Consider the following 21,931-nt stretch of genomic DNA (forward strand, 5'->3'; position numbering starts at 1 on the left):
CCTCACGGAGACCCTGCATGCGCCTGACCAGCAACAGCATCGAAAACGGCAAGCCCATCGCGGTGGAGTTTGCGGCCGGCACGCCGGAGGGCTTTGCGCCCAACCGCAACCCGCATCTGGCCTGGAGCGAGGTGCCCGAAGGCACGCGTTCGTTCGCGCTGCTGTGCCTTGACCCTGATGTACCGACCGTGCCGGAAACCGTGGGCCGCGACGATGTGCAGATTCCGGTCGACCAGCCACGCACCGATTTTGTGCATTGGGCCATGGCCGATATCCCCGCTGAAGTGCACGAGATCGCCGCAGCCAGTTGCAGCGACGGCTTCGTTCCTAAGGGCAAGCCGCAGCCGGCCGGCCCGGCCGGTGCGCGTCAGGGTCTGAATTCGTACACCGAATGGTTTGCCGGCAATGCCGACATGGCCGGCAACTACCTGGGCTACGACGGCCCGTACCCGCCGTTCAACGACCTGCGCGTGCACCGTTATTTCTTCCGCGTTTTCGCGCTGGATGTTGCGCAGCTCAGCCTGCCCGAGACCTTCACTGCGGCCGATGTGCTGTCGGCGATTCAAGGCCATGTGCTGGCCGAAGCTGCGTTGCATGGCACCTATACGTTGAATCCGTCGCTGCGCTAAGAGCGCCTAACAACGGCTGTGCCGCCGCCATGCGGGCGCCGTCGCTGCCGAGGAGAGCTGCCGGTTCACACGCCACCCGGCGGCTCGGTCGTGGCATGTATCAATCGATCACTTCACTCCTGCATGCCGTCCGCATCTGATCTGACGACCGCTCGCTATCTGTTGGTAGTTGCTGTCAGTAGCCTGTATCTGCACGTCGCATCTGCGCGCGTTGATCGCATCGGCGATCACGCGATTACGCCACGCAGTCAAAACTCGACTGCTAACCGCTGGCTTCGATCATCTGATCGAGCACATATACCGGCGTGCCGTCTGGGCTTGCAGCGGCGGGATAGCGCGTCACCCGCAGCAAGGTGCGGATACCGGTTTCGTGCTCGAAGCCTTCGATCTTGCCCTCGAAGGTTTGCCAGCGCTGGGTGACGGGCTGTCCCGTTGCATCCTGCTCGCGTAGCTGCAGGCATTGGCGCGATGGGTCGGAGGCGCACGGCACGGTCTCGGCGGCCACTTCGATCAACACCGTTTGGCCGTGGCCGCCATAGCGCGTGTCTGCGGTGGCGATGCCACCGAAAACCAGGCGGGTACCATCGCTGCGGGTAAGAGTCAGCCGCGGCGCGGTCTGCACGCTGTTCAACGCCACCGCGAAACGGCCGGACAGCAGCTCGCTGGCGGCGCGCTCCTGCGCCATCCGCCGTGATTCGGCACACAGGCGTTTGCTCGACACCACCCGGCCGATCTGCAACTGCGCCTCGGCCACGCTGTAGTTGGCGCCCAGGGCATTGCAGGTCTGGCTGACCTGGATGCGTTCATCGCTGAAATCCAGTTGCAGTGGCGCAGTGCCCTCGACAAACAAGCTGCGCAACGCGGTGCCGTGCGCATCGCTGGCCTGCTGCAACTGCCAGTGCTGTGCGCGCAGGGCGGCTCGCAGCGAGGCATTGTCGGCGGCCGGTGCGGCTACCGCATCGGCTTGCGCGGCAGCGCTGGGGGAGGAGCCGGGTGCGTCCGGCGAAGCGCCCGACCCGCAGGCCGTCACGCCCGCCGCCAGCAGTGCAGGGGCGAAGAACATGACACGCATGGGCGGCTCCCGGTGATCAATGCCTCAGTGATACCGCCACCGCGCGGCCAGGGCAATGACGGGCGTCACTGCCTGGGCGCGTGCCACGCCTGTCGCGCTCGCTTGAACAGACACGCCGCGCGGGGACAGTTGAGGCGTCATGCCGCAGCCGGCAGCCACAACAGCAAGGCAGCGCCAAGCACGATGCGATAAACCGCAAACACCGTGAAGCGATGCTTTTTGATGTAGCCCAGCAGCCACTTCACCACTACAAAACCGGTGATGGTCGCCGCCACGAAGGCCACCGCCACATCGGCCCAGTTCTCGCTGCCGAAGCCGCCTTCCTTGTACATCTCCAGCAGCGCATAGCCACTGGCCGCGAACATGGTCGGAATGCCCACCATGAACACGAAATCCGCCGCCGCCGAGCGCTTGCTCAGGCCCAGCAACATGGCCAGGAAGATTGCCGAGGCCGAGCGCGAGGTGCCGGGAAACACGCCAGCGACGACCTGTGCCAGACCGACCGCGATGGCCACCTTCCAGGTCACCACGTCGCGCTCGGGCAATTTGCCGGCAAAGTGCTCGGCCACCAGCATCCACAGCCCGCCGATCAGCAGCGCCCAGGCCACCGGATGTACGGTTTCCGGCAGCTGCCAGCCGGCCTTGCGCACGATCAGCCCGACCACTGCCGTGACCAGGAAGGCCACGCCGATCTTGAGCACGTAGTCGCGATTGTCGCGTTCGCCCAGGCCGGTGGCCAGGGTCCACAGCTTCTGCCGCAGCGCCAGGCAGATCGCCAGGATCGCGCCGGCCTGGATGACGATATTGAAGAAGTCAGAACGGCGTCCGAGCCATTGTTCGGCGATCAGCAGGTGGCCGGTGCTGGAGATCGGCAGGAATTCGGTCAAGCCTTCGAGAATGCCCAACAGCAGGGCGGAGATCAGATCGGACATCGGACTGGGGAGGGATGGGGGAGGCGTCAGGATAGTGCATTGCGGCATGCACCATATCGGTGCGCATTGCGATCAATTAGCACCACCAAGGTGCTAGTGCAGCCTGAGCGGCCTCTAGCGATGCAAGCAAAATCAAGGACTTGTGAAAGTATGACGCTTGGCACGGTCCCTGCTGTAGTACCGCCCACGAGCCACTTAACTTCCCCTGAGGTTTCTTCCGATGTCCGTGGAAAATGTTGAAAAGCTGATCAAGGACAACAAGGTCGAGTTCGTCGACCTGCGCTTCGTCGATATGCGTGGTGTACAGCAGCACATCACCTTTCCGGCCAATATCATCGAGCCGGCGTTGTTCGAAGAAGGCAAGATGTTCGATGGCAGCTCCATCGCGGGTTGGAAGGGCATCAACGAGTCGGACATGGTCCTGCTCCCGGACGCAGGCACCGCTTATCTGGATCCGTTCTTCGCCGATCCGACCATCGTGCTGACCTGCGACATCCTCGATCCGGCCACCATGCAGAGCTATGAGCGCGACCCGCGCGGCATCGCCAAGCGCGCCGAGGCCTATCTGAAGTCCTCCGGCACCGCCGACCAGGCGTTCTTCGGCCCGGAGCCGGAATTCTTCATCTTCGATTCGGTGCGCTTTGCCAACGACATGGGCCACACCTTCTTCCAGGTCGGCTCGGAAGAGGCTGCCTGGAACACCGGCGCCAAGTACGACGGCGGCAACAGCGGCTACCGTCCGGGCGTGAAGGGCGGCTACTTCCCGGTCCCGCCGACCGACACGCTGCACGACCTGCGCGCGGAAATGATCAAGACGCTGGAACAGGTCGGCATCGAGACCGAGGTGCACCACCACGAAGTGGCCACTGCCGGCCAGTGCGAGATCGGCACCAAGTTCAGCTCGCTGGTGCAGAAGGCCGACGAACTGCTGACGATGAAGTACATCATCAAGAACGTCGCCTACCGCAATGGCAAGACCGCGACCTTCATGCCCAAGCCCATCGTGGGCGACAACGGCTCGGGCATGCACGTGCACCAGTCGTTGACCAAGGGCGGCGTCAACCTGTTCTCCGGCGACGGCTACGGCGGCCTGTCGCAGATGGCGCTGTGGTACATCGGCGGCATCTTCAAGCACGCCCGTGCGATCAACGCCTTCTCCAACTCCGGCACCAACAGCTACAAGCGTCTGGTCCCGGGTTACGAAGCGCCGGTGATGCTGGCCTACTCGGCCCGCAACCGCTCGGCCTCGTGCCGCATTCCGTGGGTCACCAACCCGAAGGCGCGCCGCATCGAGATGCGCTTCCCCGATCCGTTGCAGTCCGGCTACCTGACCTTCACCGCGCTGATGATGGCCGGCCTGGATGGCATCAAGAACCAGATCGACCCGGGCGCGCCCAGCGACAAGGATCTGTACGACCTGCCGCCGGAAGAAGAGAAGCTGATCCCGCAGGTCTGCTCCAGCCTGGACCAGGCGCTGGAAGCGCTGGACAAGGACCGTGAGTTCCTCAAGGCCGGCGGCGTGATGAGCGACGACTTCATCGACGGCTATATCGCGCTGAAGATGCAGGAAGTCACCAAGTTCCGTGCTGCGACCCACCCGTTGGAGTACCAGCTGTACTACGGCAACTGAGTTCCACCGCGGTGATGGCGGAGGCCCCCCCTCCCACCTCCGCCATCGCCGCCCATGTTCGATAGGTCCATGGTCGATGCCGTGGACTTGCAGGGGTCTTGATAAGGGTATTGAGAGAGCACTGGATCGCGACGCGCGGGCCTGACCTCTCCCACGAGGCGGATGCACTGGCATCCGCTGGGGTCTGCGTGCTCGCGAACGAGCGGATGCCGGGGTTGGCATCCAGGGGAATGACACCGCCGGGCGGCGCAATGCCGGCCGGTTTTTTCCACCATTCGGGGTATGCGCATGAAATTGATCACCGCCATCATCCGGCCGTTCAAGCTCGACGAGGTCCGTGAGGCCTTGTCCGCAGCGGGCGTGTCGGGCATCACCGTGACCGAGGTCAAGGGTTTCGGACGCCAGAAAGGCCACACCGAGCTGTACCGCGGCGCCGAGTACGTCGTCGACTTCCTGCCCAAGATCAAGATCGAGACGGTGGTGACCGACGACCGGCTGGACGCAGTGGTCGAGGCGATCCAGAACGCCGCCGGTACCGGCAAGATCGGCGACGGCAAGATCTTCGTGACCGCGATCGAGCAAGTCGTGCGCATCCGTACCGGCGAGATCGGCGCCGATGCGCTCTGAATCCCCCACCCCAGGAGTCCTTATGAAGACAGGTCTTTTCGCCGGGTGGAAAGCCCGGTTCTACAGCGTCTGCATGCTGATGCTGTTCAGTGCGCTGGTGGTGGGCGGCATGGGTAGCGCGCATGCGCAATCCACCCCGCAGGTCACCCCGTTGCCGACCGAGCCGGTCACCACCGAACCGCTGCCGTCCGCGCAGCCGGAAGCCCCCCCGGTGGCGGCCGCCGAAGCTGCACCCGTGGTCGAGAAGGGCGATGTCGCCTGGATGCTGACCTCCACTTTGTTGGTATTGCTGATGGTGGTGCCGGGTCTGGCGCTGTTCTACGGCGGCATGGTGCGCGCCAAGAACGTGCTGTCGGTGCTGATCCAGGTCGCTGTGGTGTTTTCGCTGCTGACCATCCTGTGGGTGCTCTATGGCTATAGCCTGGCGTTCTCCGGCGAAGGTCCGTGGATCGGCAATCTGGACAAGGCACTGCTCAAGGGCGTGACCATCGAAACCCTGTCGGCCACCTTCACCAAGGGTGTCAGCCTGCCGGAATACGTGTTCGTGGCGTTCCAGGCGACTTTTGCCGGCATCACTGGCGCGCTGATCGTCGGTGCGTTTGCCGAACGTGCCAAGTTCGCTGCGGTGCTGCTGTTCTCGGTGATCTGGTTCACCTTCGGCTATCTGCCGCTGGCGCACATGGTCTGGGCCACCGGTGGTTATCTGTTCGGGCTGGGCGCGCTGGATTTTGCCGGTGGCACGGTGGTGCACATCAACGCCGGTATCGCCGGCTTGGTGGGCGCCTACTTCGTCGGCAAGCGTGCCGGGTTGGGGCGTGAGGCGATCAAGCCGCACAACGTGACCCTGACCTTCGTCGGTGCGTCGCTGCTGTGGGTGGGTTGGTTCGGCTTCAACGCCGGTTCCAACCTGGAAGCCAATGCCGGTGCGGCGCTGGCCTTCCTCAACACCTTGCTGGCCACTGCCGCGGCGGTGCTGGGCTGGTCGTTGACCGAGAAGATCATCAAGGGCAAGTCCTCCGCCCTGGGTGTGGCTTCGGGCATGGTCGCCGGCCTGGTCGGCATCACCCCGGCCTGCGGCACGGTGGGTCCGTTCGGCGCGATCGTGATTGGTCTTGCCGCTGGCGTGCTGTGCGTGTGGGGCGTTACCGGTCTCAAGCGTTTGCTCGGTGCCGACGACAGCCTGGACGTGTTCGGCGTGCATGGCCTGGGCGGCATCATCGGCGCGATCCTGACCGGCGTGTTTTCGGCGGCCTCGCTGGGCGGCCAGAAGGGTGGCGATTACGACATCGTGCATCAGGTCGGCATCCAGGCATTGGGCGTGGGCATCACCCTGGTGTGGATCGGCGTGGTCTCGGTGGTGGGTTTCCTGGTCGCCAAGCTGGTGTTCGGCCTGCGCGTCACCGAAGAAGCCGAGCGTGAGGGGTTGGACATCACCTCGCACGGCGAAGCCGCATACGAGTCTTGAGCATGAACACCCGCAGCCATGCCGCTGCGGGTGGCACGACGACCCGGCCGGGACTGCCCGCCGGGTCCGTTTCTCCCCGCGGCGCTGGTTGGCGCGGGTCAACTGCCGAGGTGTCTGCATGACCAGCCCCACGCCTGTCCCTGTCGGCGCGGATGTGCGCTGGATCGGTGTACGCCACCGCTCGTCGGCCCCGAATTCTTCTCTGCACGCTTCGTCTAGCGCGACATCCGCGCACGTCGATGCTGCTTGCACTAAATTGGTGCAATGGTGATTTCTTCTTCGATGCCATCGCTGGACAGCCTGGGCACCCCGGTGGCCTGGGCCGACCGCGAGGGCCGTGTGCTGGGCGTCAATCCAGCCTTCGCGCGCTGGCTTGGCGTCAGCGCACGGCGACTGGTCGATCAACCGCTGGCCGCGCTGGAAGTACAGGGCGATGCGCTCGCCCGCTTCCTGCTCAACGACGAACGCGATGTGCTGCGTCTGCATCGGCTGGCCCTGGGCCTGCCCAACGACGCACCGCGCTTTGCCGAAGGCTGGCTGTCGCGGCTGGACGACGGCGGCTGGCTGCTGGAAACCCACCCGGTCGACGAATTCCCCGCGCTGGATCCCACCCATGCACTGCCTAACGCCCTCAGCGCTGCGCTCAAGGGTCTGGCGCACGAGCTGCGTAATCCGCTGGCCGGGTTGAAGGGCGCCGCACAACTGCTGGCACGCCGTTCGGCCGGGCGCGACGAGGACGAGCGCGAGCTGATCGAATTAATCGGTACCGAGATCGAACGCCTCAACACCTTGCTCGAACGCCTGCTCTCGCCCACACCGGCGCGCCCGCACGACCGCCTCAATATCCATGTCGTGCTGGAGCGCGTGCTGCGCCTGGCCGAAGCCGAGGGGGGCTGGTCGGTGCAGGTGCAACGCGATTACGACCCCAGCATTCCCGACATTCTTGGCGATGGCGATCGCCTCACCCAGGCGGTCTGGAACCTGGTGCGCAATGCGTTCCAGGCCGGTGCGACGCGGGTGACGTTGCGCACCCGCGTCGAACATGGCCAGCGCATCCGCGACCGCGTGCATGCGATGTCGCTGCGGCTGGAGATCATCGACGACGGCGGCGGTGTGCCAGAAGAGCTGGCCGAGCACCTGTTCCTGCCGCTGGTCAGCGGGCGCGCCGAAGGCAGTGGCCTGGGCCTGGCGTTGGCCCAGCAGGTCTCGCGCGAACACCACGGCACGCTGACCTACCGCTCGCGCGCTGGCCATACCGTTTTCACCCTGCTGTTGCCCGAGCTGGCCGGCGATCACGACAAGGAGCATCTGCATGGCTGAGGCCGCCGCCGCATCCCACCATATCTGGGTGGTCGACGACGACCGTTCGGTCCGCTTCGTGCTGTCCACCGCGTTGCGCGATGCCGGCTACGCCGTGGATGGCTTCGAGAGTGCCGCCGCCGCGCTGCAGGCACTGGCCATGCGGCCCACGCCCGATTTGCTGTTCACCGATGTGCGCATGCCCGGCGAAGACGGCCTGACCCTGCTCGACAAACTCAAGTCCAAGCACCCGCAATTGCCGGTGATCGTGATGTCGGCCTACACCGATGTAGCCAGCACTGCCGGCGCGTTTCGCGGCGGCGCGCACGAGTTCCTCTCCAAGCCGTTCGACCTGGATGACGCGGTGGCCCTGGCCGCACGCGCGCTGCCGGATGCCGATGCCGGCGTCGACGCACTGGTCGGTGTGCCGGTGGCGCAAGGCTCGGCCGCGCTGATCGGCGACACCCCGGCGATGCAGGCTTTGTTCCGCGCCATCGGCCGGCTCGCGCAGGCACCGCTGTCGGTGCTGATCAACGGCGAAACCGGTACCGGCAAGGAACTGGTCGCACGCGCGCTGCACAACGAATCGCCGCGTGCGCGTAAATCCTTCGTTGCCCTCAACACCGCCGCCATTCCTGCAGAGCTGCTGGAAAGCGAATTGTTCGGCCACGAAACCGGCGCTTTCACCGGTGCCACCAAACGGCACATCGGCCGTTTCGAACAGGCCGATGGCGGCACGCTGTTTCTGGACGAAATCGGCGATATGCCGCTGCCGCTGCAGACCCGTTTGCTGCGCGTGCTGGCAGAGAACGAATTCTTCCGTGTCGGTGGGCGCGAACTCATCCGTGTCGACGTGCGCGTGATCGCCGCCACCCACCAGGACCTGGAAGCGCTGGTTGAACAAGGCCGCTTCCGTGCCGACTTGCTGCATCGCCTGGACGTGGTGCGGCTGCAATTACCGCCGCTGCGCGAACGCCGCGGCGACATCGCGCAACTGGCCGAAAACTTCCTGGCCATGGCCGGTCGCAAGCTCGACATGCTGCCCAAACGGCTGTCGTCGGCCGCCTTGGAATGCCTGCGCCACTACGACTGGCCCGGCAACGTGCGCGAACTGGAAAACGTGTGCTGGCGCCTGGCCGCATTGGCCACCGCCGACATCATCGACGTGGTCGATGTGGAAGCCGCACTGGCGCGTGGCGGCCGTCGCCAACGCGCCGGCCGCAGCGACGGGCAATGGGACGAGATGCTCTCCAGCTGGGCCGCGCAACGCCTGAGCGAAGGCGCCCAGGGCCTGCACGCCGAAGCCCGCGAACGCCTCGACAAGACCCTGCTCGAAGCCGCCCTGCAACTCACCCAGGGCCGCCGCGCCGAGGCCGCCGCACGCTTGGGCTTAGGCCGCAACACCGTCACCCGCAAACTCGGCCCAGGGCGCAAACGCCGCTGATGTATCGCCTGGCCCCGGCTAAAGCCCGCTCCGCTGAAAGAAGGAACGGCGCGTAGGCGATACAGGCTTACCGCAATGGTGCATCAGACCGCACGCGGAGTTGAGCCCCTCTCCCGCCGGGAGAGGGGTGAGGGTACGTGGCGAAGCCTACACGCACCCAAACTTCACTGGCGCTTCGCCCGTACCCTCATCCGGCGCTACGCGCCACCTTCTCCCGGCGGGAGAAGGAAACAACGCACGCGATCCAGGCTTATCGCAATCGCACATCGGTGCTACCGCGCATCCGTCGACCCGCACCTCAAAACAACCCGACACTCCACACCAACCCCGTAAACTCCCGATCAGCCGGCAAGCGCATTTCATGACACGTGAACATGTGCCCGCATAGGTTTCCAGCCTGATCAGGAGAACAGCTCGATGCGTTACCGGTCGTCCACGATCGTCGCCCTCACCGCTCTGGCGCTGGCCGCCTGCAGCAGCACGCCACCCCCGCCGAAGACACCGCCACCGCCCGTGGCGCGTGTCGTGCCCACCCGTCCGGTGCAACAGGCCGAAGCGGCGCTGGCCTCGGCCTCGGGCAGTCTGGTCAGCGGTCGGGTGGTGCTGGTGCCTGCGTTACAGGGAATCCGCATCACCGGCACCGTCGGTGGCCTGCGCCCGGGCGGTGTTGCAGGCTTCCATGTGCACGAGCGCGGCGATTGCAGCGCCGCCGATGCCAGCAGCGCGGGCGCGCATTTCAATCCTACCGGTGCACCGCACGGGCGCGCCGGTAGCAATCCCCACCACGCGGGCGACATGGACAATCTGCGCGCCGACGCCGAAGGCGTTGCGCACCTGGACATGATCATTGCCGGCATCACCCTGGGCGATGCCGCGCCCACCGATGTGATCGGCAAGGCGCTGATCGTGCATGCCGATCCGGACGACTATCGCAGCCAGCCCAGTGGCAATGCCGGCGCACGTCTGGCCTGCGGCGTCATTCGCGTCACCCAATGGCGCACACCCCCTTCGCAGCCCTGAGTTGGGGCATCCATGGCCGCAACTGCGGCCTCTCTACAGGAGTTTTTTCATGCGCATTCTTCCCACGACGTTGTTCCTGGCCACCGCGTTGGTGCTGACCGCGTGCAAGCGCGACGAACCGGCACCGGCCGATCCCGCACCCGCACCGCAGGCCGGCACGCCAGCCGAAGCGGCGCATGGTGGCGAGCATGCCGCTTCCATGGTCACCGAAGCGGCAGCCACCACCACCGCAACCGCCGAGCTCAAGCCGACCAAGGGCAGTGAGGTGAAGGGCACGGTGAGCTTCAAGACCGTCGACGGCGCCTTGCGCGTCACCGGCCAACTGAGCGGCCTCAAGCCCAACAGCGAGCACGGCTTCCACATCCACGAAAAGGGCGATTGCAGCGCACCGGACGGCAGCAGTGCCGGCGGCCATTTCAACCCGGCCCAATCCGATCACGGCACCGTTAGCGCCGACCCGCATCACGGTGGCGACATGCCCAACATCAAGGCCGACGCGCAGGGCAATGCCAGCATCGATGGCCCGGTCTCGAGCAACGTCAATCTCGGCAAGGCCGACCAGTTCGATATCGCCGGCCACGCCGTGATCGTGCATGCCGATGCCGACGACTACAAAACCCAACCCACCGGCAACGCCGGCGGCCGTCTGGCCTGCGGTGTGATCACCACCGACAACGCGCCGGCTGCGACCAAGTAAGCCAAAGAAACGGGCAGACAAACAAACGCCGCAGTGATCGATCACTGCGGCGTTATTTGTTTGGTACACACCTGCCAAGCACTGGTGCTGGTTTCAAGTGCACGGACCAGTTCAGCACATGGATGTAAGGCGCGTAGGCGCGTGCCATGTTTGTCACCAAAAACGCCGGTTTTCCAGTACGCGCCAACAGTTCAACGTCCAAAGTAACCGGTGCGTTGCTTACGCAGCCAACGCCTGACGCGGATCCTGCCCCGGTTCCACATGCACATACAGCACTGGCAGCCCATGCGCTTCCAGCACGGCGGCCATCTGTCGCTGGCGTGAAAGATACTGTTCGTACACCCCGCGCAGACGCTCGCAGTTTTCGCGGTCGTGGGTGTAGTAATCGCACCAGCCGGCCGGGTCGAACAGCGCGATGCGCACTTCGCCGTCGACATAACGCAGCACCGGTTCGGGCGGCTGGTGCAGCCATTCTTCGGTGTGCGGGGCGAGCAGGGCGGCTTCGATCAGCGGCCATAGCGGCGCCAACCCTTGATTGTCGTACTGCATCGAAATCATCGCCGCCAGATCGTTCGCGGTGAGATAGCGCGCGTGTTCGATGCGTGCGCCGAAGCTTTCCTGCGCCAGCAAGGCGGTGTCGGCTTGCGCCATGCCCTGGGCCAGCAGCACCTCTTCCATCGCATCGGCCACGGTGGCGACGATTTCCGGATCGCCGGACAGCAGGAATGGCAGCACGCGCAGGCCGCCGCCGGTGAGTTGTGCATCGGCCTGGAACGGCAACGGAATCTCGCCCTGCGCATCGGCACCGAAGGCCAGCACGCGCGGGCCCTGGTCGCGTCCTGGTGCGCGCGCCTGCAGCTCTTCCAGCCGGCGATGCAGCGGCCAGCCCGGCCGCAGCACTTCGGCCGGGTCGAAATGCGCCATCGCCACGCTCAGCTCCAGCGCGCGGATCTCCGGGATCCACTGCGCCAGGTCGCGGCCGATACGTTCGGCCAGCATGCCGGCCTGCTCGGGCGCCAAGGCGCCGCGCTCGGGGGCGCTGCCGCCCGTCAATTCCAGCGCCATCACACCCATGGCGGTCACGCCGTGTTCGGTCTTGCTCATGATTCGCGGTTGGCCCATCACGGGGTCGAAGCTACACTGCGGCCATTATGCCTGCCGGCCCTGTGCAGGCCATGTCCCCGAGTCCTCCATGCCAGGTCAACCGATGCCAGCAGCCCGTCCCGTCGCCATCTTGGGCGGCGTTCGTATCCCGTTCTGTCGTCAGAACACCGCGTACGCGGATGTGGGCAACCTGGGCATGTCGGTGCGCACGCTGGGCGCGCTGGTCGAGCGCTTCGGGCTGCATGGGCAGCAACTGGGCGAAGTGGCGATGGGGGCGGTGATCAAGCACTCCTCGGACTGGAATCTGGCCCGCGAGGCGGCGCTGTCGTCCGGCCTGTCGCCGCTGACGCCGGGCATCACCCTGCAGCGCGCCTGCGGCACCAGCCTGGATTCGGTGATCACCATCGCCAACAAGATCGCGCTGGGGCAGATCGATTCGGGCATCGGCGGCGGTTCGGACACGACGTCCGAAGTGCCGATCGTCTACGGCAAGAAGCTGCGCGCGCGGCTGCTGGCTGCCAACCGGGCCAAGGCCACCGGCGACAAGCTCAAGGCGCTGCTGCGCGGTTTCAAGTTCGGCGAGCTCAAGCCCGAGTTCCCCGGCGTGGCCGAGCCGCGCACCGGCAAGAGCATGGGCGACCACTGCGAGGACATGGCCAAGGAATGGAACATCGCGCGCGATTCGCAGGACGCGTGGGCGGTGGCCTCGCATCACAAGCTGGCGGCAGCGTATGAGCGCGGCTTCTTCGATTCGTTGATCGCCCCGTTCCGCGGTGTCTCGCGTGACAATATTTTGCGTGCGGACACCTCGCTGGAAAAACTCGCCACGCTGCGCCCGGCGTTCGACAAGACTTCCGGCCGCGGCACGCTGACCGCGGCCAATTCCACCCCGCTCACCGATGGCGCTGCCGCGGTGCTGTTGTCCAGCGAAGCCTGGGCGCTGGCGCACGGGCACACCCCGATGGCCTATCTGCGCGATGCCCAGGTGGCGGCGGTGGATTTCGTGCATGGTGAAGGCCTGCTGATGGCGCCGACCATTGCAGTGCCGCAAATGCTGGCGCGCCAGGGCCTCACCCTGCAGGACTTCGACATCTACGAGATCCACGAGGCGTTCGCCGCCCAAGTGTTGTGCACGCTGCGCGCCTGGGAAAGCGAGGACTACTGCCGCAACCGCCTTGGTCTGGATGCGCCGCTGGGCCGTATCGACCCGGACAAGATCAACCCGCTGGGCTCGTCGCTGGCCACCGGCCACCCGTTCGCCGCCACCGGTGCGCGCGTGGTGGCCACCGCCGCCAAGCAGCTGGAAGAACGTGGCGGCGGGCGTGCGTTGATTTCGATCTGTACGGCCGGCGGCATGGGCGTGGTCGCCATCGTCGAGCGCTGATGCTGCTGCGCATGTGCGATTGGGCATTCGGGATTGGGGATTCGTAAGAGCAAAGCTCTTAATTTTGCGAATCAGGACATTACCTATCCCGAGGCCTTGGGTCGCGATCTTCGCAGACCTTCGCAGGCCCGGTGAACGTTGGGAGTGGCACTCCCGCTCAGACCCACAAAAACAAAAAGCCCCGGACATGCCGGGGCCTTTCAGTTAATCCACACATCGCCGCAGAATCGATCAGCCGTGATCGATGACAGCGTGATCGATGACAGCGTGATCAATTACAGCACGCGATCATCCGGTGCGAGCGGGTCGGCCGGCGGTGTTGCAGACGCCGAGACGATCGGTCCACGCAGCGATTGCTGCGGCAAACCCTCATGCACCGGTTCGCCGCGTGCAGCGCGCAGGGCATTGGCGTAGCAGTGCTGCGCAGACAGCAGATCGCCGGCCGCGGCAAAGCCATGCCCGAGTTCTTCCCAGGCCTCGCTGCCGGCGCCATTGGCCACGGCGCGATGCAGAAACTCTTCGGCCTGCGACCACTGCTGCTGGTGACGCGCCAGGCGCGCCATCGTCAACAACAGGCCCGGGCTATCCGGATACTGGGTGAGCCAACGCTGCGCACTGGCGCGGCGCGAGTCGTATTTTTCCAGCGGCAGCACGCCGTACAGACGCACCAGCGATTCGTCCCATTGCGTATCCAGCGCCTGTTCCAGGCTGTGTACGGCCGCATCGTCCCAATGCAGAATCGCCGCGCGCTGTGCATAGGCGCCGACGACTGCCGGATAGGTGCGCAGCGGCTTCGGCAGTGCTTCCCAGCGTTCTGCCAGGGCATTGGCATCGCCGGCCTGCAACAGCGTCTGTTCGGCCAGGGTGGCTTCCAGCGCGTTGTAGGCATCGGGGGCCAGCACCGCCTGCTGACGCAATGCGCCGAGTTGACCGTAGGCCTCGTCGGCGCGGCCGATCTGCGCCAGGGCCTGCGTGCGCAGCAATAGCCCGCGTGCCGGCAGCGGTTGCGCGTTGGCACTATCGAGCGCATTGATCGCCTCGACCGGGCGTTGCCGCGCCAGATGCCGTTCGCCTTGCAGCAGCGCGTGTGCGGTGGGGTCGCGCTCGGCCAGTTGCTGGGCCAGCGCAGTGGCCGAGGCGTCATCGCCGCGCGCATCGGCCACACGGACTGCACTTGCCAGTGCGATACCGCTGACGTCGTCGTCCTCGCTGGCAGTGACGAGCAGGCGCTCGGCACGCTGCCACTGGCCATGATCGGCCGCGCGCAGGCCTTCGATCAGGCGGGCGCGGCCCTTCTTGCGGCGGTACTTGCCCCAGACCCGGAACGGCAGGCTGATCAGGGTCCACACCAGCCACAGCACCAGCAGCGCGATGACCAGGATCAGCAGCGCCTGCGGCATCGCCGCGCGGTAGTCGTTGCCGCCGACGCTGACCACCACATTGCCCAGGTCGTAACTGTTTTGATGCGACAACCATTGCGCACCGAGCACGCCCAGCGCCACGGCAACCAACAGAATCAAGACGGTACGCAACACTTTCATTGGGTGGATCTCCCTTCACGCATGGCCTGCAGTTGCAGCAGGGTGGTGCCCAGTTCCGGCAGGCGCGGACGCAGTGGCGCTTGTTGCAAGGTGCGCAGGCGCGTGCGGGCCTGGCGACGTTGTGGCGAATCCGGCCACAGCCGGGTGGTCCAGGTGTCCACGCGCCGCAGCGATTGGACGAAGCCGGCGGCATCGCCGCGTTCGGCCGCAGCGCGGGCCAGGCTGACTTCGATCTGCAAGGCATCGCGCGCGGCGTTGCGGTCGCCGCCGACGAGCAGTGCATCGCCACGGCTGGGGCGAATGTCCACCAGCGGTGCGAGCACTTTCTGCCACCACGGCTGCGCGGCTTCGTTCTCTTGCGCGGTGTGTTCCGGCAAGCGCTGCAGATCGGCGGCGAGTTTGTCCAGCAATTGACCGGCTTGCGCTTGCGGGCCAGCGCCGAGGCGGTCCAGTGCGTCGCGTTCCTGCACCAGCGCCTGGCGCAGATTGAGATAGCCCGGGTCGTCCACGCCGTTGAGTGCGGCATTGGCCAGCGCATAGGCACGGCGTGCGCCATCGGCGTCGCCGGCAATACTCAGGCGTTGCTGGCCGAGCCGCAGCAGCAGTTCCACTTCATCCAGACGCAGCGCCTGCGCGCCATGTCGATTGGGATCGGCCAGTTTTTGTACGGTTTCTTCAAGCAACGCGCTGCGCTGGCTCAGCCCGAGCATTTCATCGCGTAATACACGATTGGTCGCTGCGGCATCCTGCAGGCGCTCGTTGGCCAGGCGCTGATCGCGGCGCAAGGTTTCCAGCATCTGCTGGGTGCCATCCCAGCGTTGCTGCTGCGCTTGGGCCGCCTGCAGCTGCCCGCTTTGATAGGTCTGCCATGCGCGCCAGCCCAGAAACAGCGCCACGCCCACTGCCGCCACGGCAACCGCAAGCAGCAGCCAGGCCACGGGGAAGCGTCGCGTGGAAGCGGGCATTTCAGTCATTGGGACATCCTCGGGAGGTCACGACTGGCGCATGCGCCACAGTCATCTGGTACAGCATGGCGTGCCGCAGCAGACACCCGCAAGCGCTGGATGGATTCGGAGTTCAGCAAGGTCGTGATGGTGTCACGATCGCTGCAGCGGCGGCGGCCAATTGCTCGGGCAGTGGACCTGCGGCGCGCACCACATGCGTGAAGCCGGCGGCATGTGCGGATGCGCGCATGCGCTCGCTGGAGGCCACTACCGGATGGAGTCGCCAGGCATCGACCAACGCTGCGGGCAATTGCTCTAACACCAGCGATAGCGCTTCGGCGCTGCTCAATGCCAGCACGCTGCGTGGCAGTGCACTGGCCAGGGCGTGCACGGCCGATGCGCGCAATCGCAGCGCGACGCGTTGATAGACATCGGCGCGCAGGACACGGGCGCCACGCTGCTCCAGTGCCGGTGCCAGCATGCCGCGCCCGCCTGGCGCAGTGATCAGAGCGACTGTCTGCAATGGCGGCTCGAACAGTGGCAGTGCCAGAAGTCCTTCGCTATCCATGCGCGCAGGGCGCACCACTGCATCGATCCCGCAGGCCTGCAATGCGCGCGCGGTGCCGTCTCCCACGCTTACCCATTGCGCCTGCGCTGGCCGCTGCAGCGGTGAAAGACGCTGCGCGGCGTGCACCGCTGCCGGGCTGGTGAATACCGCGATCGGTGCCTGCAGCGCTTGCTCCAGTGCAGCCCGTGCCTGTGCGGTGTCGTTGGTCTGCAGCCGCCATGGCGACAGCGCGAGCAGCCGTCCGCCATGCCGGGCGGCGGCCCGCCGCAGTGGCGCGTGCTCACCGCTGGGCCGCAGCGAGATCAGGGTCCAGGCGTCGGTCGAGGAAGTGGGCCGGGTCATCTCACGATTATGCGAGAACGTTGCGGCGTCAGGGCGAGATGGCACCGCGCCGATGTCGCCGGTGGCGATCTCATCGGACCGGAATGCCGTCACTCGCAGCAGCGTTTGCAGGCGAAATCGCCTGCGTTCATGAATGAGACGGGTGTCTCATTTCGTAACCTCTTGTAAATCTCGTGGATCCGGCCACGATCCGCCTCGACAGCCACGCCGGAGTAGTACCGTGATCAAGTCCTACCTCATCAACATGCAGCGCAGTAGCGACCGTTTGCAGGCCATGTCGGCGCGGTTCCAGGCGCTGGGCATGCCGTTCGAGCGCATTCCCGCCTTCGACGGCGCCACGCTGACGCCCGAGCAGATCGCCGATTTCGTGCGCGAACGCCCGCTGGAAGGTTCCGGGGATGGCTTCAGCACTGGCCCGCGCAAGTGGACCGCTTCCAACATCGGCTGCTTTCTGAGCCATCAGGCCGCGTGGCGCATCGCGGCGGACTCCGATGACGCCTACACCGCCATCTTCGAAGACGACATGCATCTGTCCGACGCGCTGCCGGCGCTGCTGCGCAGCACCGAGTGGCTACCGGCGGGCAACAGCATCGTGCGGCTGGAACCGTCTTACAACCGCATCAAGCTCGATAGCAAGGTCGCCGACATCGGCGGGCGTCAGCTGCGCCTGGTGCGTCCATCCACCTATCAGCACTGCTGGCCGGTGTGCGCCGGCGCGCTGATCATCAGCCGCGATGCGGCACGCTTGTTGCTGGCCGCCGAAGCGCGCTGGCACACCATGGCCGATATTTTTCTGTTCGGCTGGAACGAATCGCCGGTGGCACAGCAGTTGTCCACCTATCAGCTCTCGCCGGCGGCCTGCATTCAGGACAAGTTCTTCCACAACGCCCCGGAGCAGATCGTGTTCACCAGCACCATCGATGCGCCGCTGACGCAGGCGCAGAAGCAGCGCAGTGCGCATTGGAAGGCGAAAGCGACCGCGTTGTTGCGTGTGGCGCAGGGCTATCGCAAGGTGGTGTTCGCGCCCTAAGCGGCGCGATAGCGAAGGCCTGCAACGAGACAGCGCTGAACGTGTTTTACCATGCGGTACCGCATGTATTTCAGTGCACAAGACGCTCGCAGAACATTGCGGCATGATGCCGCCCTTCGCCGTCTTTCAGCCTTCGCCGATGACTCCTTCGTGCACGCTCGCATCCGCCCTGCAGTCGCTGCAGCAGCAATTCATTGCCATGCCGCCGGTGCTGTCGATGGGCATCGCCGTCGATGGCTTGCATGACGGCGCGCTGCGCTTGCGTGCGCCGCTGCAGGCCAACGTCAACGACAAGGCCAACGCGTTCGGCGGCAGCCTGGCCTCGCTGATGACGCTGGCCAGTTGGGGCTGGCTGACCCTGCAGCTGCAATTGGCCGGCCACAGCGCCGATGTGTACGTGGCCGACAGCCAGCTGCGCTACGTCGCACCGGTGTACGAAGACCTGGTCGCCAATGCCGAGCCATCCGAGATGGGCAGTTGGGATGCGTTTCTGGCCACCTTCCGCCAACGCGGCAAGGCGCGCATCGGCATGCGTGCGCAGATTGCGCTGGGGTCGGGCTCGGCGGCGGCGACCTTGAGCGGGCGCTTCGTGGCGTTTCCAAAACGGTAGGATGCGGGCTGGATTTAGGGGAATACGCATGCGTGCAGTGATGGGGGCAATGCTGTTGCTCGGGCTGGCGATGGTGAGCGGTGTGGTGTGTGCCGGCAGCCGTGCCCAGGCGCGCGCGCTGGAGACCACCCAGGCTGCCTACACGGCCGCCGTGCGCTGGAGCGACTTCGACGCCGCGCAGGGCTTTGTCGAACCCACGTATGCCTTGGTGCATCCGCTCAGCGATCTGGAGCGCTCGCGCTACGAACAGGTGCAGATCTCCGGCTACCGCGAGGTGCGGGTGGGCGAAGATGCCGCGGGCGACCTGCGCCGCGAGGTCGAGTTGCGCGTGATCAACCGCAACACCCAGGCCGAGCGGCTGGTGCGCAGCATCGAGCTATGGCGCTGGGACGCCGAGCGCAAACGCTGGTGGCTGGCCAGCGGCCTGCCCGATCTGTGGCAGGGCCAATAGCCCGCACCGCTGCGCCCTGGCCGTCGCGTGCGCCAGCTGTGCGACAATTCCCGCCCGCTTGAACGACCCTGACCCCGTGAATTTCGAAGAGCTGCAGGCCTTTGTCGGCCGCAACCCCATGTTGTCGCTGGCCCTGGTGGGCCTGACCATCGCCCTGATCGTCACCGAGGTCGCGCGCCTGTTCCGTGGGTATCGCGCACTCACGCCGGCCGAGCTGACCCGTTTGATCAACAGCGAGAATGCGCTGGTGATCGACCTGTCGCCCACCGCCGATTTCGAAAAAGGCCATATCGCCGGCAGCCGCAATGTGGCGCTAGCCAAGTTCGACCCGGCCGGCAAATTGCTTGCCAACGCCAAGGCCTCCCCCGTGGTGGTGGTCTGCCGTAACGGCAACGCCTCGGCAGGCGCGGCCAAGACGCTCAAGAAGGCCGGCTTCGAGAAGGTGTACTGGCTCGATGGCGGCGTGGCTGCCTGGCAGATCGCCGAACTGCCGCTGGTCAAGGGTCGCGCCTGATCTCACCTTGTACGGCCGCAGGCAAGTCCCCATTGCTTGCGTGAGAGACTCGCGCTTTCACGCCTGCATCATTCAACGCTGCATCCACCGAACCGTTTTTTGGAGTTAGGAATGTCCGACGAAATCATCAACGGCGCCGTTGCGCCGGCCGACGCCGCTGCTGGCCCCGCTTTCACCATCGAGAAGATTTACGTCAAGGACGTTTCTTTCGAATCGCCGAACGCACCGGCCGTCTTCAATGACGCCAATCAGCCCGAGCTGCAGCTGAACCTCAATCAGAAGGTGCAGCGCCTCAACGACAATGCCTTCGAAGTCGTGCTGGCCGTGACCCTGACCTGCACCGCCGGTGGCAAGACCGCCTACGTGGCCGAAGTGCAGCAGGCCGGCGTGTTCGGCCTAGTGGGTTTGGAGCCGCAGGCGATCGACGTGCTGCTCGGCACCCAGTGCCCGAACATCCTGTTCCCGTATGTGCGCACCCTGGTCAGCGACCTGATCCAGGCCGGCGGCTTCCCGCCGTTCTACCTGCAGCCGATCAACTTCGAAGCCCTGTACGCAGAAACCCTGCGCCAGCGCTCGCAGGGCGAAGGCACCTCGCTGGCCGATTCCGAGCCGGCTGGCAACGCCTAAGCGTTGCGTGCGCCGATGAGCGATTCGAAGCACAAGATCGCCGTCCTCGGCGCCGGTTCCTGGGGCACGGCCCTGGCCGCGCTGCTTGCCAGACACGGTCACCCGACCGTGCTCTGGGGGCGCGATGCGGCGATGGTGGATGCCATCGACCGCAATCACGAAAACGTGCGCTATCTGCCGGGCATTCCACTGCCCGAGAGCCTGCGCGCGACCACCGACCTGCAGCTGGCCGTTGCCGATGCAAGTTGGATCCTGGTCGTGGTGCCCTCGCATGCGTTCACCGAAACGATCCAGTTGATTGCACCATTGCGTCCGGCCAGTGCCGGCGTGGCGTGGGCGACCAAGGGATTCGAGCCCGGTTCCGGGCGGTTCCTGCATGAAGTGGCGCGCGCCATCCTCGGCCCCAGCGTGCCACTGGCCGTGGTGACCGGGCCGTCCTTCGCCAAGGAAGTAACGCTTGGTTTGCCGACCGCCATCACCGTGCACGGCGACGATGCGGCGTTCGCGCAGGTCGTGGCCGATGCCATGCATGGCCCCACCTTCCGCGCCTATACCGGCGATGACATGGTGGGTGCCGAGCTCGGTGGCGCGATGAAGAACGTGCTGGCCGTGGCCACCGGTGTGGCCGATGGCATGCAGCTCGGTCTCAATGCACGCGCCGGTCTGATCACGCGTGGCTTGAACGAGATGCTGCGCCTGGCGGCGGTGATCGGTGCGCGTCCGGAGACCTTGATGGGCCTGGCCGGATTGGGCGATCTGGTACTGACCTGCACCGGCGATCTGTCGCGTAATCGGCGGCTGGGTCTGGCATTGGGGCGTGGCCAGAGCTTGAACGATGCGATCCGCGAGATCGGCCAGGTGGTCGAGTCGGTGCAAACCGCCGATGAAGTCATGCGCCAGGCCGAACATCACGGCATCGAACTGCCGATCTCCAACGCCGTGCGTGCCGTGTTGCATGGCGAGATCACACCGGAAGCCGCATTGAAGGAACTGTTGGCGCGCGAGCGCAAGCCCGAGTATCCGCAGGCGTTGTTTACCTGATTGGTCGGTAACGCGCCTCGCGCGTCGCGTGGTGGAGTGAAGACACTAAAAAGCCCGGCAATGCCGGGATTTTTAGTGTTTGCGCACTTGTCGTTGCGTGCATCAAGGCGAAAGCTTCTCGCGTCGCAGCCATGTAAACGTGCTGCGCACTACGTTCCAGCGCAACAGCCCGTCCACACGGCATCTAGCGATCGAGTGCGCTGCATTGCAATCATCCAATCGCGCAAAAGAAAGAAGCCCGGTCGTGGGACCGGGCTTCCAATGCAACGCGGGAGAGAGAGTCGCGTTGCGTTAAACGTGCGGCTTACCAGCTGAAACGCGGGCCGACCGACCATTCCTTGTTGCCGTCGCCATCCATACGGATGTCGCCGTTGATGCCCCAGTTCTGGTTCAACTTCACCTGGGCGCCAAGGCGGCCGTAGAAGGTGTCGTCCAGATCGATGCCACGCTTCTTGGAGAAATCTTCGTAGCCAGCCAGAGCGTAGACTTCGAAATGCTCGCCGAACGAGTTACGCAGGCCAGCTTCGACGCTGAAACCATCGAAGTTGATGTTCGGGGTGTCCAGGTCCAGCTTGCGGTAGGCAACGCGCGCCAGCAGGTCGGTGCTGGTGGCCACTTCGTAGTTGTAGCCCACGCCCACGCCCCATTGCTGGAAGTCGGTGTTGGAGCTTTCGAACACGTTGTTGTCGTCGTCAGCGTTCTGCTTGCTGTAATCGCCGAACACGTGGATGTTCGGGGTGATGGCGTAGGAGCCCTTCACGCCCCAACCATCGGCGTCGCGACCTTCTGTCGGAGTGCGCACATAGTCGCCTTCGACGAAGTTGTAAGAGATGTTTTCAGCAGCGGAGGCCGCAAACGGCAGAGCTGCGAGAAGGCCGAGGGCCAGCAAAGAAGTCTTCATGATCGAGATACCTGTACTTATTGATTTGGGCCGGCGCTGAGGCGGATGCCGTTCGCTGC

General features: G+C 65.4%; 22 protein-coding genes. 15 read left to right on the plus strand and 7 right to left on the minus strand.

Going from position 1 to position 21,931, the window contains the following annotated elements:
• Positions 1-17: 17 nt before the first annotated feature.
• A complete protein-coding gene (locus AC1PLU_RS01110) occupies positions 18-629 on the plus strand; it encodes a YbhB/YbcL family Raf kinase inhibitor-like protein (RefSeq protein WP_481107454.1) in 612 nt (203 codons plus the stop codon).
• A 262-nt stretch (positions 630-891) separates the two neighbouring features.
• Here the strand turns inward: AC1PLU_RS01110 and AC1PLU_RS01115 are convergent, their stop codons facing one another.
• Positions 892-1,701 carry an META domain-containing protein gene (locus AC1PLU_RS01115; protein ID WP_481107455.1) on the minus strand — a complete coding sequence of 270 codons (810 nt, stop codon included), beginning with the start codon at positions 1,699-1,701 and terminating at the stop codon, positions 892-894.
• A 137-nt stretch (positions 1,702-1,838) separates the two neighbouring features.
• Positions 1,839-2,633: an undecaprenyl-diphosphate phosphatase gene (locus AC1PLU_RS01120; RefSeq protein WP_006449211.1), complete on the minus strand. Its 795-nt coding sequence runs from the start codon at positions 2,631-2,633 to the stop codon at positions 1,839-1,841.
• A gap of 220 nt (positions 2,634-2,853) precedes the next feature.
• Between AC1PLU_RS01120 and glnA the strand changes: the two genes are divergently transcribed.
• The 7 genes from glnA to AC1PLU_RS01155 all read left to right on the plus strand — a co-directional run bounded on the left by glnA (position 2,854) and on the right by AC1PLU_RS01155 (position 10,815).
• Complete coding sequence (glnA, locus tag AC1PLU_RS01125) at positions 2,854-4,263, plus strand: type I glutamate--ammonia ligase (protein WP_006449210.1); 1,410 nt, start codon at positions 2,854-2,856, stop codon at positions 4,261-4,263.
• A gap of 288 nt (positions 4,264-4,551) precedes the next feature.
• Positions 4,552-4,890: a P-II family nitrogen regulator gene (locus AC1PLU_RS01130; RefSeq protein WP_002808480.1), complete on the plus strand. Its 339-nt coding sequence runs from the start codon at positions 4,552-4,554 to the stop codon at positions 4,888-4,890.
• Positions 4,891-4,912: 22 nt separating this feature from the next.
• Positions 4,913-6,355, plus strand: coding sequence for an ammonium transporter (locus tag AC1PLU_RS01135; protein ID WP_268213699.1), 1,443 nt, complete (start codon positions 4,913-4,915; stop codon positions 6,353-6,355).
• Between the two features lie 264 nt (positions 6,356-6,619).
• Positions 6,620-7,675 carry a two-component system sensor histidine kinase NtrB gene (locus AC1PLU_RS01140; RefSeq protein WP_006449208.1) on the plus strand — a complete coding sequence of 352 codons (1,056 nt, stop codon included), beginning with the start codon at positions 6,620-6,622 and terminating at the stop codon, positions 7,673-7,675.
• Positions 7,668-9,098, plus strand: a complete 1,431-nt coding sequence (gene ntrC / locus AC1PLU_RS01145; RefSeq protein WP_481107456.1) for a nitrogen regulation protein NR(I) — start codon at positions 7,668-7,670, stop codon at positions 9,096-9,098. Before AC1PLU_RS01140 ends, ntrC begins: the two co-directional genes overlap by 8 nt.
• A gap of 417 nt (positions 9,099-9,515) precedes the next feature.
• Positions 9,516-10,118 (plus strand): superoxide dismutase family protein, encoded by a 603-nt coding sequence (locus AC1PLU_RS01150; protein ID WP_162498212.1) that lies wholly within the window; start codon positions 9,516-9,518, stop codon positions 10,116-10,118.
• A 49-nt stretch (positions 10,119-10,167) separates the two neighbouring features.
• Positions 10,168-10,815, plus strand: a complete 648-nt coding sequence (locus AC1PLU_RS01155) for a superoxide dismutase family protein (protein WP_481107457.1) — start codon at positions 10,168-10,170, stop codon at positions 10,813-10,815.
• 219 nt (positions 10,816-11,034) lie between these two features.
• Here the strand turns inward: AC1PLU_RS01155 and AC1PLU_RS01160 are convergent, their stop codons facing one another.
• Positions 11,035-11,919, minus strand: coding sequence for a hypothetical protein (locus tag AC1PLU_RS01160; protein WP_481107458.1), 885 nt, complete (start codon positions 11,917-11,919; stop codon positions 11,035-11,037).
• Between the two features lie 88 nt (positions 11,920-12,007).
• Between AC1PLU_RS01160 and AC1PLU_RS01165 the strand changes: the two genes are divergently transcribed.
• Complete coding sequence (locus tag AC1PLU_RS01165; protein ID WP_043888825.1) at positions 12,008-13,303, plus strand: acetyl-CoA C-acetyltransferase; 1,296 nt, start codon at positions 12,008-12,010, stop codon at positions 13,301-13,303.
• Between the two features lie 275 nt (positions 13,304-13,578).
• Here the strand turns inward: AC1PLU_RS01165 and AC1PLU_RS01170 are convergent, their stop codons facing one another.
• The 3 genes from AC1PLU_RS01170 to AC1PLU_RS01180 form a co-directional block, all read right to left on the minus strand.
• A complete protein-coding gene (locus AC1PLU_RS01170; protein ID WP_481107459.1) occupies positions 13,579-14,844 on the minus strand; it encodes a heme biosynthesis HemY N-terminal domain-containing protein in 1,266 nt (421 codons plus the stop codon).
• The gene (locus tag AC1PLU_RS01175; protein WP_180314883.1) at positions 14,841-15,818 is read right to left on the minus strand and encodes a uroporphyrinogen-III C-methyltransferase; all 978 of its coding nucleotides are present in this window, start codon (positions 15,816-15,818) and stop codon (positions 14,841-14,843) included. Before AC1PLU_RS01175 ends, AC1PLU_RS01170 begins: the two co-directional genes overlap by 4 nt.
• 103 nt (positions 15,819-15,921) lie before the next feature.
• Positions 15,922-16,698 carry a uroporphyrinogen-III synthase gene (locus AC1PLU_RS01180; protein ID WP_481107460.1) on the minus strand — a complete coding sequence of 259 codons (777 nt, stop codon included), beginning with the start codon at positions 16,696-16,698 and terminating at the stop codon, positions 15,922-15,924.
• A gap of 220 nt (positions 16,699-16,918) precedes the next feature.
• Between AC1PLU_RS01180 and AC1PLU_RS01185 the strand changes: the two genes are divergently transcribed.
• The 6 genes from AC1PLU_RS01185 to AC1PLU_RS01210 all read left to right on the plus strand — a co-directional run bounded on the left by AC1PLU_RS01185 (position 16,919) and on the right by AC1PLU_RS01210 (position 20,971).
• The gene (locus AC1PLU_RS01185; protein ID WP_023902120.1) at positions 16,919-17,728 is read left to right on the plus strand and encodes a glycosyltransferase family 25 protein; all 810 of its coding nucleotides are present in this window, start codon (positions 16,919-16,921) and stop codon (positions 17,726-17,728) included.
• A gap of 139 nt (positions 17,729-17,867) precedes the next feature.
• Positions 17,868-18,338, plus strand: coding sequence for a YiiD C-terminal domain-containing protein (locus tag AC1PLU_RS01190; protein ID WP_481107461.1), 471 nt, complete (start codon positions 17,868-17,870; stop codon positions 18,336-18,338).
• A gap of 28 nt (positions 18,339-18,366) precedes the next feature.
• The gene (locus AC1PLU_RS01195; RefSeq protein ID WP_481107462.1) at positions 18,367-18,789 is read left to right on the plus strand and encodes a hypothetical protein; all 423 of its coding nucleotides are present in this window, start codon (positions 18,367-18,369) and stop codon (positions 18,787-18,789) included.
• A gap of 76 nt (positions 18,790-18,865) precedes the next feature.
• A complete protein-coding gene (locus tag AC1PLU_RS01200; RefSeq protein WP_023902123.1) occupies positions 18,866-19,303 on the plus strand; it encodes a rhodanese-like domain-containing protein in 438 nt (145 codons plus the stop codon).
• Between the two features lie 111 nt (positions 19,304-19,414).
• A complete protein-coding gene (gene secB / locus AC1PLU_RS01205; RefSeq protein WP_006451124.1) occupies positions 19,415-19,930 on the plus strand; it encodes a protein-export chaperone SecB in 516 nt (171 codons plus the stop codon).
• A 15-nt stretch (positions 19,931-19,945) separates the two neighbouring features.
• Positions 19,946-20,971, plus strand: coding sequence for an NAD(P)H-dependent glycerol-3-phosphate dehydrogenase (locus AC1PLU_RS01210; protein ID WP_481093869.1), 1,026 nt, complete (start codon positions 19,946-19,948; stop codon positions 20,969-20,971).
• 304 nt (positions 20,972-21,275) lie between these two features.
• Here AC1PLU_RS01210 and AC1PLU_RS01215 read toward each other — a convergent pair whose 3' ends face one another.
• Complete coding sequence (locus AC1PLU_RS01215) at positions 21,276-21,872, minus strand: OmpO family porin (protein ID WP_481107463.1); 597 nt, start codon at positions 21,870-21,872, stop codon at positions 21,276-21,278.
• Between the last annotated feature and the right edge of the window lie 59 nt (positions 21,873-21,931).

It is taken from the genome of Xanthomonas sp. NCPPB 2933 (genome assembly GCF_056725225.1).

Excerpts from the sequence above, each read along its gene's own strand:
- AC1PLU_RS01110 (WP_481107454.1), top strand. The coding sequence starts at position 18 with ATGCGCCTGACCAGCAACAGCATCGAAAACGGCAAGCCCATCGCGGTG.
- AC1PLU_RS01115 (WP_481107455.1), bottom strand. The coding sequence starts at position 1,701 with ATGCGTGTCATGTTCTTCGCCCCTGCACTGCTGGCGGCGGGCGTGACG.
- AC1PLU_RS01120 (WP_006449211.1), bottom strand. The coding sequence starts at position 2,633 with ATGTCCGATCTGATCTCCGCCCTGCTGTTGGGCATTCTCGAAGGCTTG.
- glnA (WP_006449210.1), top strand. The coding sequence starts at position 2,854 with ATGTCCGTGGAAAATGTTGAAAAGCTGATCAAGGACAACAAGGTCGAG.
- AC1PLU_RS01130 (WP_002808480.1), top strand. The coding sequence starts at position 4,552 with ATGAAATTGATCACCGCCATCATCCGGCCGTTCAAGCTCGACGAGGTC.
- AC1PLU_RS01135 (WP_268213699.1), top strand. The coding sequence starts at position 4,913 with ATGAAGACAGGTCTTTTCGCCGGGTGGAAAGCCCGGTTCTACAGCGTC.
- AC1PLU_RS01140 (WP_006449208.1), top strand. The coding sequence starts at position 6,620 with ATGGTGATTTCTTCTTCGATGCCATCGCTGGACAGCCTGGGCACCCCG.
- ntrC (WP_481107456.1), top strand. The coding sequence starts at position 7,668 with ATGGCTGAGGCCGCCGCCGCATCCCACCATATCTGGGTGGTCGACGAC.
- AC1PLU_RS01150 (WP_162498212.1), top strand. The coding sequence starts at position 9,516 with ATGCGTTACCGGTCGTCCACGATCGTCGCCCTCACCGCTCTGGCGCTG.
- AC1PLU_RS01155 (WP_481107457.1), top strand. The coding sequence starts at position 10,168 with ATGCGCATTCTTCCCACGACGTTGTTCCTGGCCACCGCGTTGGTGCTG.
- AC1PLU_RS01160 (WP_481107458.1), bottom strand. The coding sequence starts at position 11,919 with ATGAGCAAGACCGAACACGGCGTGACCGCCATGGGTGTGATGGCGCTG.
- AC1PLU_RS01165 (WP_043888825.1), top strand. The coding sequence starts at position 12,008 with ATGCCAGGTCAACCGATGCCAGCAGCCCGTCCCGTCGCCATCTTGGGC.
- AC1PLU_RS01170 (WP_481107459.1), bottom strand. The coding sequence starts at position 14,844 with ATGAAAGTGTTGCGTACCGTCTTGATTCTGTTGGTTGCCGTGGCGCTG.
- AC1PLU_RS01175 (WP_180314883.1), bottom strand. The coding sequence starts at position 15,818 with ATGACTGAAATGCCCGCTTCCACGCGACGCTTCCCCGTGGCCTGGCTG.
- AC1PLU_RS01180 (WP_481107460.1), bottom strand. The coding sequence starts at position 16,698 with ATGACCCGGCCCACTTCCTCGACCGACGCCTGGACCCTGATCTCGCTG.
- AC1PLU_RS01190 (WP_481107461.1), top strand. The coding sequence starts at position 17,868 with ATGACTCCTTCGTGCACGCTCGCATCCGCCCTGCAGTCGCTGCAGCAG.
- AC1PLU_RS01195 (WP_481107462.1), top strand. The coding sequence starts at position 18,367 with ATGCGTGCAGTGATGGGGGCAATGCTGTTGCTCGGGCTGGCGATGGTG.
- secB (WP_006451124.1), top strand. The coding sequence starts at position 19,415 with ATGTCCGACGAAATCATCAACGGCGCCGTTGCGCCGGCCGACGCCGCT.
- AC1PLU_RS01210 (WP_481093869.1), top strand. The coding sequence starts at position 19,946 with ATGAGCGATTCGAAGCACAAGATCGCCGTCCTCGGCGCCGGTTCCTGG.
- AC1PLU_RS01215 (WP_481107463.1), bottom strand. The coding sequence starts at position 21,872 with ATGAAGACTTCTTTGCTGGCCCTCGGCCTTCTCGCAGCTCTGCCGTTT.